The sequence below is a fragment of the Amycolatopsis sp. NPDC051716 genome (assembly GCF_040681595.1).
In the GTDB taxonomy this organism is placed as follows: domain Bacteria; phylum Actinomycetota; class Actinomycetes; order Mycobacteriales; family Pseudonocardiaceae; genus Amycolatopsis.
This window is the reverse complement of sequence record NZ_JBFAZA010000003.1, coordinates 22,433-37,444: the sequence shown is the minus strand read 5'-3', so window position 1 is coordinate 37,444 and position 15,012 is coordinate 22,433. Positions and strand designations below refer to the sequence as shown.

Annotated in this window: 8 protein-coding genes; 6 read left to right on the top strand and 2 right to left on the bottom strand. The window is 74.9% G+C overall.

Going from position 1 to position 15,012, the window contains the following annotated elements:
* Entirely contained in the window at window positions 1-7,788 is a 7,788-nt protein-coding gene (locus AB0M30_RS04445) for an amino acid adenylation domain-containing protein (protein WP_364579721.1), read from the bottom strand.
* A gap of 255 nt (window positions 7,789-8,043) precedes the next feature.
* Here AB0M30_RS04445 and AB0M30_RS04440 point away from each other — a divergent pair, with 255 nt between their 5' ends.
* From AB0M30_RS04440 to AB0M30_RS04425, 4 genes are read left to right on the top strand one after another with little or no spacing between them, the layout of a single operon-like run.
* The gene (locus tag AB0M30_RS04440; RefSeq protein ID WP_364579718.1) at window positions 8,044-8,328 is read left to right on the top strand and encodes an acyl carrier protein; all 285 of its coding nucleotides are present in this window, start codon (window positions 8,044-8,046) and stop codon (window positions 8,326-8,328) included.
* A 5-nt stretch (window positions 8,329-8,333) separates the two neighbouring features.
* The gene (locus tag AB0M30_RS04435; protein WP_364579716.1) at window positions 8,334-9,428 is read left to right on the top strand and encodes an acyl-CoA dehydrogenase family protein; all 1,095 of its coding nucleotides are present in this window, start codon (window positions 8,334-8,336) and stop codon (window positions 9,426-9,428) included.
* Window positions 9,425-10,447, top strand: coding sequence for an HAD-IIIC family phosphatase (locus tag AB0M30_RS04430; RefSeq protein WP_364579713.1), 1,023 nt, complete (start codon window positions 9,425-9,427; stop codon window positions 10,445-10,447). Before AB0M30_RS04435 ends, AB0M30_RS04430 begins: the two co-directional genes overlap by 4 nt.
* Window positions 10,444-11,283 (top strand): 3-hydroxyacyl-CoA dehydrogenase family protein, encoded by an 840-nt coding sequence (locus AB0M30_RS04425; RefSeq protein ID WP_364579710.1) that lies wholly within the window; start codon window positions 10,444-10,446, stop codon window positions 11,281-11,283. Before AB0M30_RS04430 ends, AB0M30_RS04425 begins: the two co-directional genes overlap by 4 nt.
* Here AB0M30_RS04425 and AB0M30_RS04420 read toward each other — a convergent pair.
* Window positions 11,268-12,104, bottom strand: coding sequence for a PaaX family transcriptional regulator C-terminal domain-containing protein (locus AB0M30_RS04420; RefSeq protein WP_364579707.1), 837 nt, complete (start codon window positions 12,102-12,104; stop codon window positions 11,268-11,270). The genes AB0M30_RS04425 and AB0M30_RS04420 overlap by 16 nt on opposite strands.
* A gap of 154 nt (window positions 12,105-12,258) precedes the next feature.
* On the opposite strand from AB0M30_RS04420, the gene AB0M30_RS04415 reads away from it, so the two are divergent.
* Together AB0M30_RS04415 and AB0M30_RS04410 are read left to right on the top strand one after the other, a co-directional pair.
* On the top strand, window positions 12,259-13,572 hold the full coding sequence (locus tag AB0M30_RS04415; protein ID WP_364579705.1) for an MFS transporter: 1,314 nt from the start codon (window positions 12,259-12,261) through the stop codon (window positions 13,570-13,572).
* Window positions 13,569-14,918, top strand: a complete 1,350-nt coding sequence (locus AB0M30_RS04410) for an alpha/beta hydrolase (RefSeq protein ID WP_364579702.1) — start codon at window positions 13,569-13,571, stop codon at window positions 14,916-14,918. Before AB0M30_RS04415 ends, AB0M30_RS04410 begins: the two co-directional genes overlap by 4 nt.
* Window positions 14,919-15,012 lie beyond the last annotated feature (94 nt).

Below are 15,012 nucleotides of genomic sequence, written 5' to 3'. Positions count from 1 at the left end.
CTAGAGCTCGTAATCCTTGGGCGGGTTCAGGCCGCGGTCCACCGCCCGGCCCAGTGCGGCGAGCGTGGGGTGCTCCAGCATCAGGGCCAGCGCCCCGACCGTGGGGTTGTCGAACAGCGCCCGCGGCGGCAGCGCCGTGCCGAAGTCCGCGCGCAGGCGGGCGGTGACCCGCAGGCAGAGCAGCGAATCGCCGCCGAGGGCGAAGAAGTCGTCGTCGACGCCGACCTGCTCGACCGCGAGCACGTCGGCCCAGATCCGGCTCAGCGCCCGCTCGGTGGCGGTGCGGGGCGCGAGGTAGGCCGGGTCGTGGCCGGCCGGTCGGTCCGGCACCGGCCGCGCCGGCGGGCGATCGGGCGGCGGTGCGGTCTTCCCGGCCGGTTCGCGCAGGAAGTCCACGAGTTCGCCGGCGAGGGCTTCGGCCGTGGCGGTGTCGAACAACGCGGGGTCGTAGCCGAGCCGCAGGCTCAGCGGTTCGTCGTCGCGCGCGCTGCCGTGGGCGACGAGGACCAGGGGGTAGTTGGTAATCTCGACGGCGGTCAGCTCCGCCACGTGCAGCCCGCGTTCGGCCAGGGCTTCCCGGTCGAACGGGTAGTTCTCGAACACGACGATGCTGTCGAAGAGGGCCATCTGAGCGGGCAGCCCGCTCCAGCGGCGCAGCGCGGCCAGCGAGACGTGTCCGAACCGGCGCGCCTCGGCCTGGTCGGCCTGCAGGCGCCGGAACCAGCCCGGCCGGTCTTCCGCCTCCGCGACGGTGACGCGGACCGGCACGGTGTTGACGAACATCCCGACGATGGTGTCCACACCGGGCAGTTCGGGCGGGCGGCCGGACACGACCGCGCCGAAGCAGACGTCCGGCTCGCCGCCGTGCCGGGCGAGCAGCCGTGCCCACGAGCCCTGCACGACGGCGTTGACGGTCACCCGGTGGCGCCGCGCGAAGGCGGCCAGCCGCCCGGAGTCCACAGCGGACAGTTCGCGGTCCACTGTGGACGTCGAGCGGGCGCGGTGCGCCCGGCCGGGTGGCCGGTCGCAGGGCAGCCGGGTGGGCGTGAGTCCGGAAAGGACCTTCCGCCAATGGGTTTCGGCGGCGGCCGCGTCCTGCCGGGCCAGCCAGGCGAGGTGGTCGGCGAACGGGCGGCGCGGCTTGGCGGGCAGTCCCGAGAGGTGCGCGAGGACGTCGGTGAGCACCTCGAAGACGCTCCAGCCGTCGAGAAGGACGTGGTGGAAGGTCCAGAGCGTCCGGATCCGGGTGTCGTCCAGCCGGATCAGGGTGACCCGCATCAGTGGCGGCACGGCCGGGTCGAGCCCGGCTTCGCGATCGGCGGCGAGCAGCTCGGCTTCGCCGGGTGCGCTCCCGTCGTGCACGGTCACCGGCAGGGTCACGGCCCGGTGCACCACCTGGACCGGTTCGCGGACGCCGGTCCAGCGGATGGCGGTCCGCAGGGCGGGGATCTCGTCGACGGCCCGTCGCCAGGCGCGTTCCAGGGCGGCCGGGTCGCCGGCGCCGGTCAGGGTGAAGCAGATCTGTTCGAGGTAGGTGCCGGGTTCGGACAGGCTGTGGAACAGCATCCCGGCCTGCATCGGCGTGAGCGGGTAGACGTCCTCGACGTGGCGGCCGTCGCCGAGGAGCCGGTCGAGCTCCGGCTGGGTCGCGGCGGCGAGCGGGAAGTCGGAAGGGGTGCGCCCGCCGGCGCCCGGCTCGGCGCAGTGAGCAGCGATTTCCCGGAGGGCGGCGAGCACCTCGGCGGCAAGCCGGGTGACGGTGTTGGGGTCGTGCGCGCCCGGGGAGTAGGTCCATTCGAACTCGAGTTCGCCGCCGGCGGTGACGGCCGCGGTGACGTCGAGCCGGGCGGTGCCGGTCACGTGCGGTGCGCGGCTCAGCCCGATGGCGGAGGGAGCGCCCCGGAACAACTCGGTCCCGGCGGCACCATCCCGCCTGACCCCGCCGAGCCCCGCCCCGGCGTCTTCGGGCTGCTCGGCGTCGGCCAGGTCGAAGCGGCCGAGGTAGTTGAACGCCGCCACCGGCCGGGGGTCCGGCAGCTCCGCGTTCCCCAAGTACCGCAAGGCCCCGTAACCCACGCCGCGGTCCGGGGTCGCGCGCAGGCACTCCTTCACCGACTTCAGCACCGCGCCCCAGCCGCCCTCCCGCGGGATCTCCACCGGGCACGGGTACAAGCTCGTGAACCACCCCACGGTCCGGGACAGGTCCACGTCGCCGAAGATCTCCTCGCGGCCGTGGCCCTCCAGTTCCAGCAGCACCGCGTCCTGCCCCAGCCACCCGGCCAGGACGCGGCCGAGGGCGCTCACCAGCACGTCGTCGATCCGGGTGCGGTACGCGGCCGGGGTGTCGCGCAGCAACGCCGCCGTCTCCGCCGGGCCGAGCCGGACCGTCACCGCGCGGGGCGGCCGCGGGTCGCCGCCGGGCGATGCCCCCGGCGCCGGCCGCCGCCAGTGCGGGAGCTGGTCGTCGAAGCCGCCCGCCGCCACGTGCCCGGCCAGCCGCCGCGACCAGTCGCCGAACGACGTGGTGCGGGGCGGCAGCTCCGGCGGCCGTCCGGCGCGGGCCGCGCGGTAGGCCGTGCGCAGGTCGGCGAGGAGGATCCGCCACGAGACGCCGTCCACGATCAGGTGGTGGGCCGCCAGCAGCAGCCGCGAGCCGTCCAGCACCGCCGTGAACAACGCGCCGCCGTCGAGCTCGAAAAAGTCCATAGTGGACACCGGTCCGACGCGGAACACGTCGGCGGGAACGGTTTCCGCGTACTCCTGGCGCCAGGAGTCACCGACCCGGCGGAACCGCAGCCGGAGGGCGTCGTGGTGGCCGGCCAGCGCCGCGATCGCGGCGCACAGCGCCCGGTGGTCGACGTCCGCGGCGAGTTCGGCCGACACCCACTGGGTGAAGTGCCCGCGGTGCTCGGTGACCGTCTCGAAGAACCAGTGCTGGATGGGCGACAGCGGCACCGGGCCGGACGGCCGGGGCGCCTCGCGGGCCGCCGGTTCCTCCCACACCCCCGCCGCAGCCAGCTCGGCCGGGGTCTGCCGGAGGAAGACGTCCTTCGCGCTCAGGCGCAGCCCGAGCTGCCGGGCCCGGGCCACGACCTGGATGCCGAGGATCGAGTCCCCGCCCAGCTCGAAGAAGTTGTCCCGCGACCCGACGCGCTCGACGCCGAGCACCTCGGCCCACACGCGGGTCAGCAGCTCCTCGGCCGGGCCGCGGGGCGCGGTGCGGGTCCCCGCGGCCCGCGGCCGCGGGGCCGGCAGCGCCCGGCGGTCGAGCTTGCCCTGCGGCGTCAGCGGGAACCGGTCCAGCAGCACCAGCGCGCCGGGGACGAGGTGGCCCGGCAGGCTCTTCCCCAGGAACTCCCGCAGCGCACCGGGCTCCACCGGACGGCGGGGCACGACGTACCCGGCCAGCCGCTTGTGGCCGGGGGTGTCCTCCCGCGCCAGCACGGCGGCCTCGGCGACGTCCGGGTGCCGGCGCAGCGCCGCCTCGATCTCGCCCACCTCGATCCGGAAACCGCGGATCTTGACCTGGTCGTCGGACCGGCCGAGGAAGTCGAGCACCCACTCCGCGCCGGCGCGCCAGCGCACGACGTCCCCGGTGCGGTACAGCCGGGTGCCGTGGCCGAAGGGGTCGGCGACGAACCGGTCGGCGGTCAGCCCGGGCCGGTCCAGGTAGCCGCGGGCCAGGCCGCTCCCGCCGACGTACAGCTCGCCGGGCACCCCGGCCGGCACCGGGTCGAGGTGGCGGTCCAGCACCAGGCAGCGGGTGCCGGTGATCGGCCGCCCGATCGGCACCGGGCGGTCGCCGTCGCCGGCCCGGACCCGGTGGCAGGCGGTGAACGTGGTGTTCTCCGTGGGCCCGTACCCGTTGACCAGCTCCAGGGCCGGCCACCGGCGCAGGACCGCCGCGCACTGCCGCGGCGAAAGGACGTCGCCGCCGGAAACCAGCCGCCGCAGCCCCGCGAACACCCCGGGGTCGGCCGCAGCCACCTCGTGGAACATCCCCGCGGTCAGCCACAGCGCGGTGACGCCCTCGGCGCGGACGAAGGCGCCGAGCGCGTCGACCGACGGCACGTCGTCGGGGTCGATCGCCAGCCGCGCCCCGGACAGCAGCGCGCCCCAGATTTCCAACGTCGAGGCGTCGAACGACAGCGGCGCGTACTGCGTCGCGACGTCGTCCGGGGTGAGCCGCGCGTACGGATCGGCGCACAGCCGGGTGACCGACCGGTGCTCGATCAGCACGCCCTTCGGCCGGCCCGACGAACCCGAGGTGTAGAGGACGCAGGCCAGGTTCTCCGGCCGGGCCCGGCGCGGCGGGGCGCTGCCGGGCTTCCCTTCGCCGTCCGCGATCAGCACGCGGGCCCCGCGAGGGACCCGGTCGCGCACCGCGTGCGTGGTGACCACGGTCGTGGCCCCGGAATCCGCCAGCAGCAACGCCAGCCGCTCGTCCGGGTAGCGCGGGTCGAGCGGGACGTAGGCGCCGCCGGCCTTCAGGATGGCCAGCATGCCGACGACGGCGTCGATCCCCCGCGGCACGCACAGGCCGATCCGGACGTCCGGCCCGGCGCCGTGCGCGAGCAGGCCGGGCACGAGCCGGTTCGCCCGCGTGTCCAGCTCCCGGTAGGTCAACGCCGTGCCGGCGCAGGTCACCGCGAGGGCGTCCGGGCGCTCGCGGACGCGCTCGGCGAAGACGTCGGGCACGGTCAGCCCGGGCCCGTCCGCCGTCGGACGGCCCACCGCCAGCAGCTCCCGTCGTTGCGCGGGCGCCGGGAACGGCAGCCGGGACAACCGGCGGCCGGGATCGGCGGCGATGCCGGCGAGCAGGGTCAGCAGGTTTTCGGCCAGCCGCCGGATCGTGCCGGCGTCGAACAGCTCGGTGCTGTACTCGGCGGTGGCCCGCAGGCCCCCGTCCCGCGGCTCGAACTCCAGCGTGAGGTCGAACTGCGCGGAGCGCCGGGGCAGGTCGAGCTCCTCGACCGCCAGCCCGCCGAGCTCCGGGACCGCCGAGGGCGCGTTCTGCAGCACCACCATGGTGTTGATCAGCGGCGAGCGGCTCGCGTCGCGATCCGGGGCGAGCAGCTCGACCAGGCGGCCGAACGGGACGTCGTCGTGACCCATCGCGTCGAGCACCGTCGAGCGGACGCCGGTCAGGAAGTCGGCGAAGGACGGATCTCCAGCGCATCGGGAGCGGAGCACGACGGTGTTGACGAAGAAGCCGACGAGGCCGGCCAGCTCGTCCCAGGACCGCCCGGCGGTCACCGTGCCGATCGCGATGTCGCGCTGCCCGGTGTAGCGCGCGAAGAGGACCTGCGTCGCCGCGATCAGGGTCATGAAGAGCGTGGCACCGCGCTCCCGGCCGAGCTCGGCCAGCCGGGCCGTCACGGCCGTGGGCACGGTGAACCGGTGCGTCGCGCCCGCCGTTCCCCGCACGGCGGGCCGCGGCCGGTCGGTGGGCAGCTCGAGCGCCGGCACCCCGGCCAGCTGCCGTTCCCAGTAGGCGATCCGGTCGTCCAGCTCGGAACCGGCGAGCCGGTCGCGTTGCCAGGCGGCGAAGTCGGCGTAGCGCAACGGCAGGGCGGGCAGCTCGGCCGCCGGGTCCGAGTACAGCCGGCCGAGCTCGCCGGCGAGCACGCCCATCGACCAGCCGTCGGTGACGATGTGGTGCAGCACCAGCAGGAGCAGGTGGTCGTCGTCGCCCAGCTCGAACACCGTCGCCCGGAACAGCGGGCCGCGGGCGAGGTCGAACGGCCGCTGCACCTCGGCGAGCAGCTCCCGCTCGACGTCTCCGGCGGCACGGACGTCCGGCCGGAGCTCCGGTGGCGGCCCGACGACCTGGACACCTCGCCCCCGCACGGTGGGGAACGTCGTCCGCAGCGATTCGTGGCGTGCGGCCAGCGCGGTCAGCGCCCTGGCCAGCGCGCCGACCGAGAGCGGCCCGCGCAGCCGGAACCCCGCGGCGGTGTTGTATTCGGCGCCGCCCGGGGCGAGCTGGTCGAGGAACCAGAGCCGCTCCTGCCCCGACGACAGCGGCAGCGCGGTGCCCGGCGCCGCCGGCACCGGCGCGTGGCCGGCGTGCGCGGCCGGCAGGGCCGCCGCGAGCCCGGCGACCGTCCGGTGCCCGAACACGGCCTGGGCGGGCAGCGCCGTGCCCAGGCGCCGGTTGAGCGTGCCGGCCACCCGCATGGCGAGGATCGAATCCCCGCCCAGCTCGACGAAGTCGTCGTCCGCTCCGACGCGGTCCAGGCCCAGTGCCTCGCGCCAGACGCCGGCGACCAGCTCTTCCGCCGGGTTCCGGGGCGCGGCGCCGTCGCCGCCGGGGCGGCCGGGCTCGGGCAGGGCGCGGCGGTCGACCTTGCCGCTGCCGGTCAGCGGCAAGGCGGCGAGCTCGATGAACCGGGCAGGCACCAGGTGCTCCGGGACGCGGCCGCGCAGGTAGGCCCGCAGCCCGGTCACGGACGCGGACTTCGGCACGACGTAGGCGACGAGGTGGTCGGCGTCGCGGCCGTCCCGCCTCGCCACGACGGCCGCGGCGGCCAGCCCGGGGTGGCCCAGCAGGGCCGCTTCGGCGTCGGCGGGGTCGACGCGGATGCCGCGGATCTTGACCTGCCCGTCGGCGCGGCCGAGGAAGTCCAGCAGGCCGTCGTCCCGGCGGCGCACGCGGTCGCCGGTGCGGTACATCCGCGAGCCGGGCGGCCCGGCCGGGTCGGCGACGAAGGCGGCGGCGGTCGCGCCGGGCCGGCCGAGGTAGCCGCGCGTCAGGCCGGGCCCGGCCAGGTGGAGCTCCCCCTCCGCAGCCGGCCGCAGCCCGGCGTCCAGCACCTGGGCGCGGGTGCCCGCGACGGGCCGGCCGAGCACCGCGCGGCCTTCGGGAACCGTGTCGCAGACCAGACTGTCCACTGTGGTCTCGGTGGTGCCGTAGGCGTTCCGGATCACCACCCCGGCGGCCGCCAGTGCGGCACCGAGGTCCGGGCCGACGGGCTCGCCCCCGGTGACGACCACCCGCGGCCTCGCGGGACCGTCCAGCAGGCCGGCGAGCAAGAGCATCCGGAGGTGGGAGGGGGTCACGTCGAGCACGTCCACCCGCGCGGCGGCCAGCGCGGCGACGGTCGCCCGCGGGTCGGCCCGCTCCAGCACGTGCAGCTCGTGCCCGGCGAGCATCCACAGGAGCGGAACCCAGGAGGCGTCGAAGGACAGGGCGGCGGTGTGGGCCACCCGCAGCCGCTCGCCCGCGGTGGCGGTCGCGAAGATCCCGGCGTGGTGGGCGGCGAAGAGGGCGAGGAGCCCGCGGTGGGTGCCGAGCACGCCCCGGGGCCGCCCGGTCGAGCCGGAGGTGTAGAGGACGTAGGCGAGGTTGTCGGGCCGGATCCGCGGGACGGCGACGGCCGGGTGCTGGCCGCCGCCCGCCACGAACACCGGCACGCACCCGGGTGGCAGGCTTCCGGCCAGCTCGGGCTCGGTCAGCACCAGCGCGGCCCCGGCGTCGGCCAGCAGGGCGGCCCGGTGCCGGGCCGGGTGCGCCGGGTCCAGCGGGACGCAGGCCGCCCCCGCCTTCAGCACGCCGAACACCGCCACCACCATGTCCACGCCGCGCTCGGTCAAGAGCCCGACCCGGGTCTCCGGGCCGGCCCCGTGCGCGGTCAGCCGCGCGGCCACTTCGTCGCTGCGGGCGGCCAGTTCCGCGTAGCTCAGCCGGGTGCGGCCGCACACCACCGCGATGTCCGCGGGGGTGCGGGCCACCCGGTGGGCCAGCAGGTCGCCCACGCTGTTCAATGGTCCGGTCGTGGTAGTCATCCCCAGAATTCCCATGCACGGTGCCGGAATCCCGGCGGTGCCGAACTCCGGATACTTCCAGCGGCTTCGCGCCCCCGGCAAGCCGCCGATCGAGGGATCGGCCGTCACTGTCCATAATTGCCGCCGACCACAAGGGAAATTGATCGTCCAAGATGGACACTCGAAATTCCGGTCGGCCGATTAGGCCGTTCGGCGCCGCCGGTGCGCCGCGGACCGTGTTAGCTTCGGACGGGGGAATTCGTCGAGGGAGGGCGCGTGGCAGGCCATCAGCCGGTGCACACCGGCGTCACCGCCGAGGAGATCCTGGCCGAACTGACCGGCTTCTTCGCGACCGCGACAGCCGGGAACACCCCCGGCCCCGACGAGGACTACTTCGCGCTGGGGCTGGTGAATTCCCTGCTGGCGCTCGAGCTCGTGGCGTACGTCGAACGCCGGTTCGGCATCGAAGTCGCGGTGGCGGACCTCGACCTCGACAATTTCCGGACCATGAACCGGGTCACTGCTTTCGTGCTCCGCAAAAGATCGGCCGGAATTCCGTGACCACAATGGACTCCGCCGCGTTCGCGGCCGCACTGCGCCCGGAAGCCGCGGAGTGGGACGTCCGCGGCGCCCTGCCCGCCGAAGTCGTCAAAGCCGTGGCGCACGCCGGTTTCCTGGCCGCCGACCTGCCCGCCGCCGCCGGCGGCGCCGGGTGCACGCAGCCCGAGCTCGGCGCGCTCTGCGCCGACTTCGGCGGGGTGTGCAGTGCCTTGCGAGCTCTGCTCACGGTGCAGGGCATGGTTGCCGCGGCCATCCTGCGCTGGGGCACCGCCGAACAACGTGCCCGCTGGCTGCCCACCCTCGCGCGCGGCGACGTCCTCGCCGGGTTCGCGGCCACCGAAGCCGGCGCCGGCACCGAGCTGTCCGCGGTGAGGACGTCCGCCGAGCGCGCGGGCGGGCAGGTGCGCCTGCGGGGCCACAAGCGGTGGGTCACCTTCGGGCAGCTCGCCGACGTCTTCCTGGTGCTCGCCACCTGCGCGGGCCGTCTCGTCACCGTGCTCGTCGAGGCCGACCGGCCGGGGATCACCGCCGAACCGGTGCGCGGCCAGCTGGGGATGCGCGCGGCGCAGCTCGCCCACCTCGGGTTCGACGGCGTGCTCGTGCCCGCCGAAAACCTGCTCGCCCCACCGGGATTCGGCCTGTCCCACGTCACGGCGACGGCGTTGGACCACGGCCGGTTCACCGTCGCCTGGGGCTGCGTCGGCATGGCGGAAGCCTGCCTGCGCGCCGCCGCGGCCCACGCCGCCGGCCGCGTGCAGGGCGACGTCCCGCTGGCCGGGCACCAGACCGTGCGCGCACTGCTCGGCCGCAGCCTGGCCGACACGAGTGCCGCGCGCGAGCTGTGCGCCCGCGCCGCGGCCCTGCGGCAGAACGGCGATCCGGACGCCGTCGCCGGGACCGTGCTGGCCAAGTACGCCGCCGCCCGGTCGGCCGCCGCGGTCGCCGACCGGGCCGGTCAGGTGCTCGGGGCGGCCGGCTGCGCGGAAGACAGCCTGGTGGGCCGGTTCTTCCGCGACGCCAAGATCATGCGGATCATCGAAGGCTCCGACGAAGTCGCCGAACAGCAGCTCGGCGAGTACGCCTTGCGGTGGCGGCCGTGAGCACCGTCAAGTGCCTGGTCTGGGACCTCGACGACACCCTCTGGGACGGCGTCGTGCTCGAAGGCGACCGGCCGCGGCCGTTCCCCGCCGCGATCGAGGCGCTGCACACGCTGGACCGGCGCGGCATCCTGCACGCCGTGGCGGGCCGCGGCGAGCTGGCCCGCGCCACCGGCCACCTGGCCGAACACGGCCTGGCGGAGCTGTTCTGCGCCGTCGAAGTCAGCTGGGGCGAGAAGTCGGCGGCGATCCGCCGCATCGCCGCGGAGCTGAACATCGGCCTGGACACCATCGCCTTCGCCGACAACGACCCGGCCGAGCGCGCCGAGGTCGCCGCCGCGCTGCCGATGGTGCGCTGCTACGCCGCCGAGCGCGTCGGGGAGCTGCCCGGCCTGACGGAGTTCCGGCCGGCGCTGGTGACCGGCGAGTCGCGCCGGCGGCGCCACCGGTACCTCGCCGAACGCTCGCGGGCCGCGGCCGAGCGCGCGTTCCCCGGGTCCCCACCCGAATTCCTCGCCTCGCTGGACCTCAGGATGACCGTGCGCGCCGCCACCGAAGCGGACTTCGGCCGCGCGCACGAGCTCACCCTCCGGACCCACCAGCTCAACACCACCGGCCGCACCCTCGACTCGGCCGAGCTGCGCGCCCTGTGCGCGACCGCCGACCACGAGGTGCTCGTCGCGGACGTGACCGACCGGTTCGGCGCGCACGGCACCGTCGGGCTCGCCGTGCTCCGCCACGACGGCGCCGACGTCGTCCTCGAGCTGCTCCTGACGTCGTGCCGGGTGCTCAACCGCGGGATCGGCACCGTCCTGCTCGGCCACCTCGTGCGGGACGTCCTCGCGCGCGGACGGCGTCCGGTCGCCCGCTTCGTCCCCACCGCGGCCAACCGGATCATGCTGGTGACGCTGCGGTTCGCCGGGTTCGAGCCGGCCGGCCCCGACGTACTGGCCTTCGACCCGCGGCGGCCGCCACCGCCGCGGCCCGGGCACGTCCGCATCCTCGACGGGAGGGACCGATGAAGATCGGGATCGTGGGAGCCGGGGTGATGGGCACCGGGGTCGCGCAGTGCTTCGCCGCGGCCGGGCACGACGTCGTCGTCGCCGACGCCGACCCGCGGGCGCTGGACCGGGGCCCGGAGCGGATCCGGGCCGGCCTGCGGATGGCGGCGCTGCTCGGCGACCGCCCGCCGGCCACGGTCGCGGACCGCATCCGCTGGACCGGCCGGCTCGAAGAGCTGAGCGGCAGCGCATTCGTCGTCGAATGCGCGGCGGAACGGCTGGCCGTGAAGGAAACGCTGTTCGCCGAACTGGACCGGCTCTGTCCCGCCGCGACGATCCTCGCCTCGTGCACGTCCGCCGTCCCGATCGGCCGCCTCGCCGCGGCCACCGCCCGCGCGGACCGCGTCATCGGCACCCACTTCATGAACCCGGCCCCGCTGAAGGACACCGTCGAGGTGGTCCGCGCGGCGGCGACCGGTGAGGAAACCCTGCGCGTCACCACGGATCTGCTGGCCGGCCTCGGCAAACGCGCAATCGTTGTCGCCGACGGCCCCGGTTTCGTCGCCAACCGCGTGCTGATGGCCACCATCAACGAGGCGATCGCGACGGTCGGGGACGGCATCGCCGACGCCGGCACGGTCGACCAGGTCTTCGAGAAGTGCTTCGGCCACGCCATGGGCCCGCTGCGCACCGCCGACCTCATCGGGCTCGACGTCATCCTGGACACCTTGGTGGTGCTGCTCGAGTGCACCGGACAACCGATGTACCGCCCGTGTCCGCTGCTGACCGAGCTCGTCGGCACGGGCCGGCTCGGCCGCAAGACCGGCCGGGGCCTGCACGTCTACCCCGGGGGCTGAGCCGCGGCCGGCACCAGTTCGAGCGTCTCGTCCGCCAGCCGGTCCGCGCCCTCGCGGAAGTCTTCGTCGAGCTTCCGGAACAGCGTCTCGGCCTGGAAGGCGGGCCAGTCGCGGGGCAGGTGCCCGGCCGGCAGGTGCGGATCCCGGCGGACGACGTGCAGCCAGTCCGAGTGCAGCACCAACCGGCGCGTCAGGTCGTCCGGGAACGCCGGCTTCCCGCCGTCCCACTTCTCCATGAAGTCGTGGTAGCGCGCGGCGATCGTCGCCGTGTCGAAGGCTTTGCGGACGAGCTCGGCCGCTTCCGTCGGCTTCGCCGGGTGGGCCGTGAAGACGGTGACGTGCCCGTCGAGGCCGAGCTGTTCGACGATGGCCGTGACGTCCCGGACGCCGGGGGCGACCCACAAACCGTTCTGCAGCAGGCCGAAGCCGGCCCAGGTCAGCTGCCGGCGCAGGTCGTGCCGGTCGCCGCGGCGGGTGTCGGGCAGCGAGAAGCCGACCAGGGTCCAGCCGCCGTCCTCGGCCCGGTTGACCGCGCCCGTCTCCCAGATCCGCCGCCTGCCGTCCTCGAGGACGGCGGCGAGGCGCTCGCTGAGACCGAAGTAGGCCTTCCGCCCGTGCCGGTGGCGGGTCAGCAACCCGCTGCCCGCCATGCGGGTCAGCGTCGAGCGGACCGCTTCCTCCGAGACGCCGACGCGGCCGAACACGTCGATCACGCTGCCCGAGTAGATCGCGCTCGCCCGGCCGAGCAGGTGGATGCCCAGGAACGTGAGCATGACGGACTTCGGGCGGGGCCCGGAGCCGGTCTCGGCGGGAAGCGTCACGACCGTCAGCGTAACCCGACCAATTGATGTTGGGCAGATTGTTGACGGCCGTCATGCCTCTGACTAACGTTGGGGCCCGCTCCCCCGTCGTCCGCACCCGGACGAACCCGCCCCTCCGCAGTGCCCAGCCCCCAAAGACGAGGGTGTCCTCCCCATGAGCACTCAGCTCCGCAGAGCGGTCGCGTCCAGCTTCCTCGGCAGTCTCATCGAGTACTACGACTTCCTCCTCTACGCCACGGCGAGCGCGGTGGTCTTCGGCAAGGTCTTCTTCGCCGACCTCGATCCGGCACTGGCCACGGTCGCCAGCTTCGGGACGTTCACCACCGGCTACCTCGCCCGCCCGCTCGGCGGCCTGATCTTCGGCCACTTCGGCGACCGCCTGGGCCGCAAGCGGATGCTCGTGCTGACCATGACCCTGATGGGCGTCGCGAGCTTCCTCATCGGCCTGCTGCCCGGCTACGACCAGATCGGCGCGGTCGCCCCGCTCGGCCTGGTCCTGCTCCGCGTCGTCCAGGGCATCGCGGTCGGCGGCGAATGGGGCGGCGCCGTGCTGATGTCGGCCGAACACGCGCGGTCCCGCCGCGGCCTGTGGGCCGGCTTCACCAACGCCGGCGCACCGAGCGGCATGGTCGTTTCGACGCTCGTCATGTCCGCCACCGCCGGGCTCACCTCCGAAGCGGACTTCCTCGCCTGGGGCTGGCGGATCCCGTTCCTGTTCAGCATCGTCCTGCTCGCCGTCGGCCTGTTCGTGCGCTCCCGCGTCGACGAGACGCCCGCGTTCCTGGCCGCCCGCAAGGAAGAACGCCGCCGGCTCCCGGTCGTCGCCGTGCTGCGGGACCACCCGCGCGTGCTGCTGCTGAGCGTCGGCGTCGGGCTCGCCGCGTTCGTCGTCCAGGCCACGCTCACCACGTTCGTGCTCGCCTACGGCGTCCAGCACGGGCACCCGCGCCAAGAGGTGCTCAACGCGCTCACCCTGTCGTCGGCCTGCGCGGTGGCCGGGATCCTGCTGTGGTCGGCGCTGTCCGACCGGATCGGCCGCCGCCCGGTCGTGCTGGCCGGCGTGGCCGCCATGGCGGTCTTCGGGTTCCTGCTGTTCCCGATGGTCCGCAGCGGCAGCGGCCTGCTGCTGGTGCTGGCGCTGGTGATCGGCCAGGGCGTGATCCACCCGATGATGTACGGCCCGCTGGCCGCGCTCTACTCGGAACTCTTCGCCACCGAAAACCGGTACACCGGCGCGTCGCTGGGGTACCAGCTCGCCGGGCTCGGCGCCGGGTTCGCCCCGCTGATCTTCGCCGAGCTCCAGCGCGCCAACGGCGGCGGTTCGACCACTCCGGTGTCGTGGACCATCGCCGCGTTCTGCGTCCTGTCCGCCGGCTGCGTGCTGGCGCTGCGGGAAACCCACCACCGCGACCTCACGCCGGAGCCGGCCGTCCCCGCGGCCGTCCAGCGGGAAGGAAACCGACGATGAGCAAGTGGCTCCGCCGGATCGGCGCCCTCGCCGTGACGACGCTGACCGCGTTCGGCCTCACCACGGGAAGCGCGGCGCAGGCCGCCACCCCCGCGCACTACACCGGCGCGCTGCCGGACGGCGCGAGCTGGGTGGCGGACGTGCCGGGCGCCTGGAACGGGACCGTCATCCTCTACAGCCACGGCTTCGGCCCCCTGCAAGCGCGCGACGCCCCGGACGAGCCGACCGGGCAGGCCCTGCTCGCGGCCGGCTACGCGCTCGTCGGCTCGTCCTACAGCGGACCGTCGCTCTGGGCGCTCGCCTCCGCGCCGCGGGACCAGTTCGCCTCGCTCGACGCGCTCGTGCGGAAGATCGGCGAGCCCCGGCGCACCATCGCGTGGGGCACGTCGATGGGCGGGCTGGTCAGCGCGCTGGAAGCCGAGTCCGGCGACCGGCGGCTCGACGGCGCGCTGACCACGTGCGGCCTGGTCGCCGGCGCGCTGAACCTGAACGACTACCAGCTCGACGGCGAATACGCGCTGTCCCGCCTGCTCGCGCCGGCGCAGCCGGTGAAGCTCGTCCGCTACGCGAGCGCCGACGAAGCGAGCGCGGCGGGCGCGGCGCTGACGAAGATCGTCACCGACGGCCAGGGCACCGCGGCCGGCCGGGCGCGGATCGCCCTCGGCGCCGCGCTGATGAACACGCCGCCGTGGCTGACCGGTGACGCGCCGCCCGGGCCCGCCGACTACGCGGGTCAGGAGCAGCAACAGCAGCAGGCCCTGGCGCAGTTCGTGCTCGGGTTCGTGGTGCCCGGGCGGTACCAGATCGAACTGGCGGCCGGCGGGAACAGCGCGTCCAACGTCGGCGTCGACTACCGCGCGCTGCTGTCCGGCAGCCCGCTGGCGCGGCAGGTCCGGGCGCTGTACCGCACCGCGGGCCTCGACCTCGACGCCGACCTGGCCGAGCTGACCCGCCACGCGGACGTCACGCCCGACCGGCAAGCCGTCGGCACCCTGGCCCGCACGTCCACGGCGACCGGGCGGCTCCGCGTTCCGGAGCTCACCATCCACACCACCGCGGACCACCTGGTCCCGGTCGAGCAGGAAAACTGGTACGCCCACCGGGTCCGCGCGGCCGGGCGGGAACCGCTGCTGCGCCAGGCCTACGTCGGCGCGGCCGGGCACTGCGCGTTCCGGCCGTCGGAGACCCTGGCGGCCCTGCACGCCCTGGAATCCCGCATCGGCACCGGGCACTGGCCCGACCTCCGCCCGGAACGCCTCAACGCGGCCGCGGCCGCACTCGGCGACCCGGGCCGCTACCTCCGCTACACGCCGGCGCCGCTCACCGGCAGCTTCGACCGCCGCTGAGGCAAGGGGCGGCCGTCCTCGCGGCCGCCCCTTGCGTCACGGTAAATCATTGCTTTCCTAACTTGCATTTGATGTTAAGTCGCCGGGTCCCTAG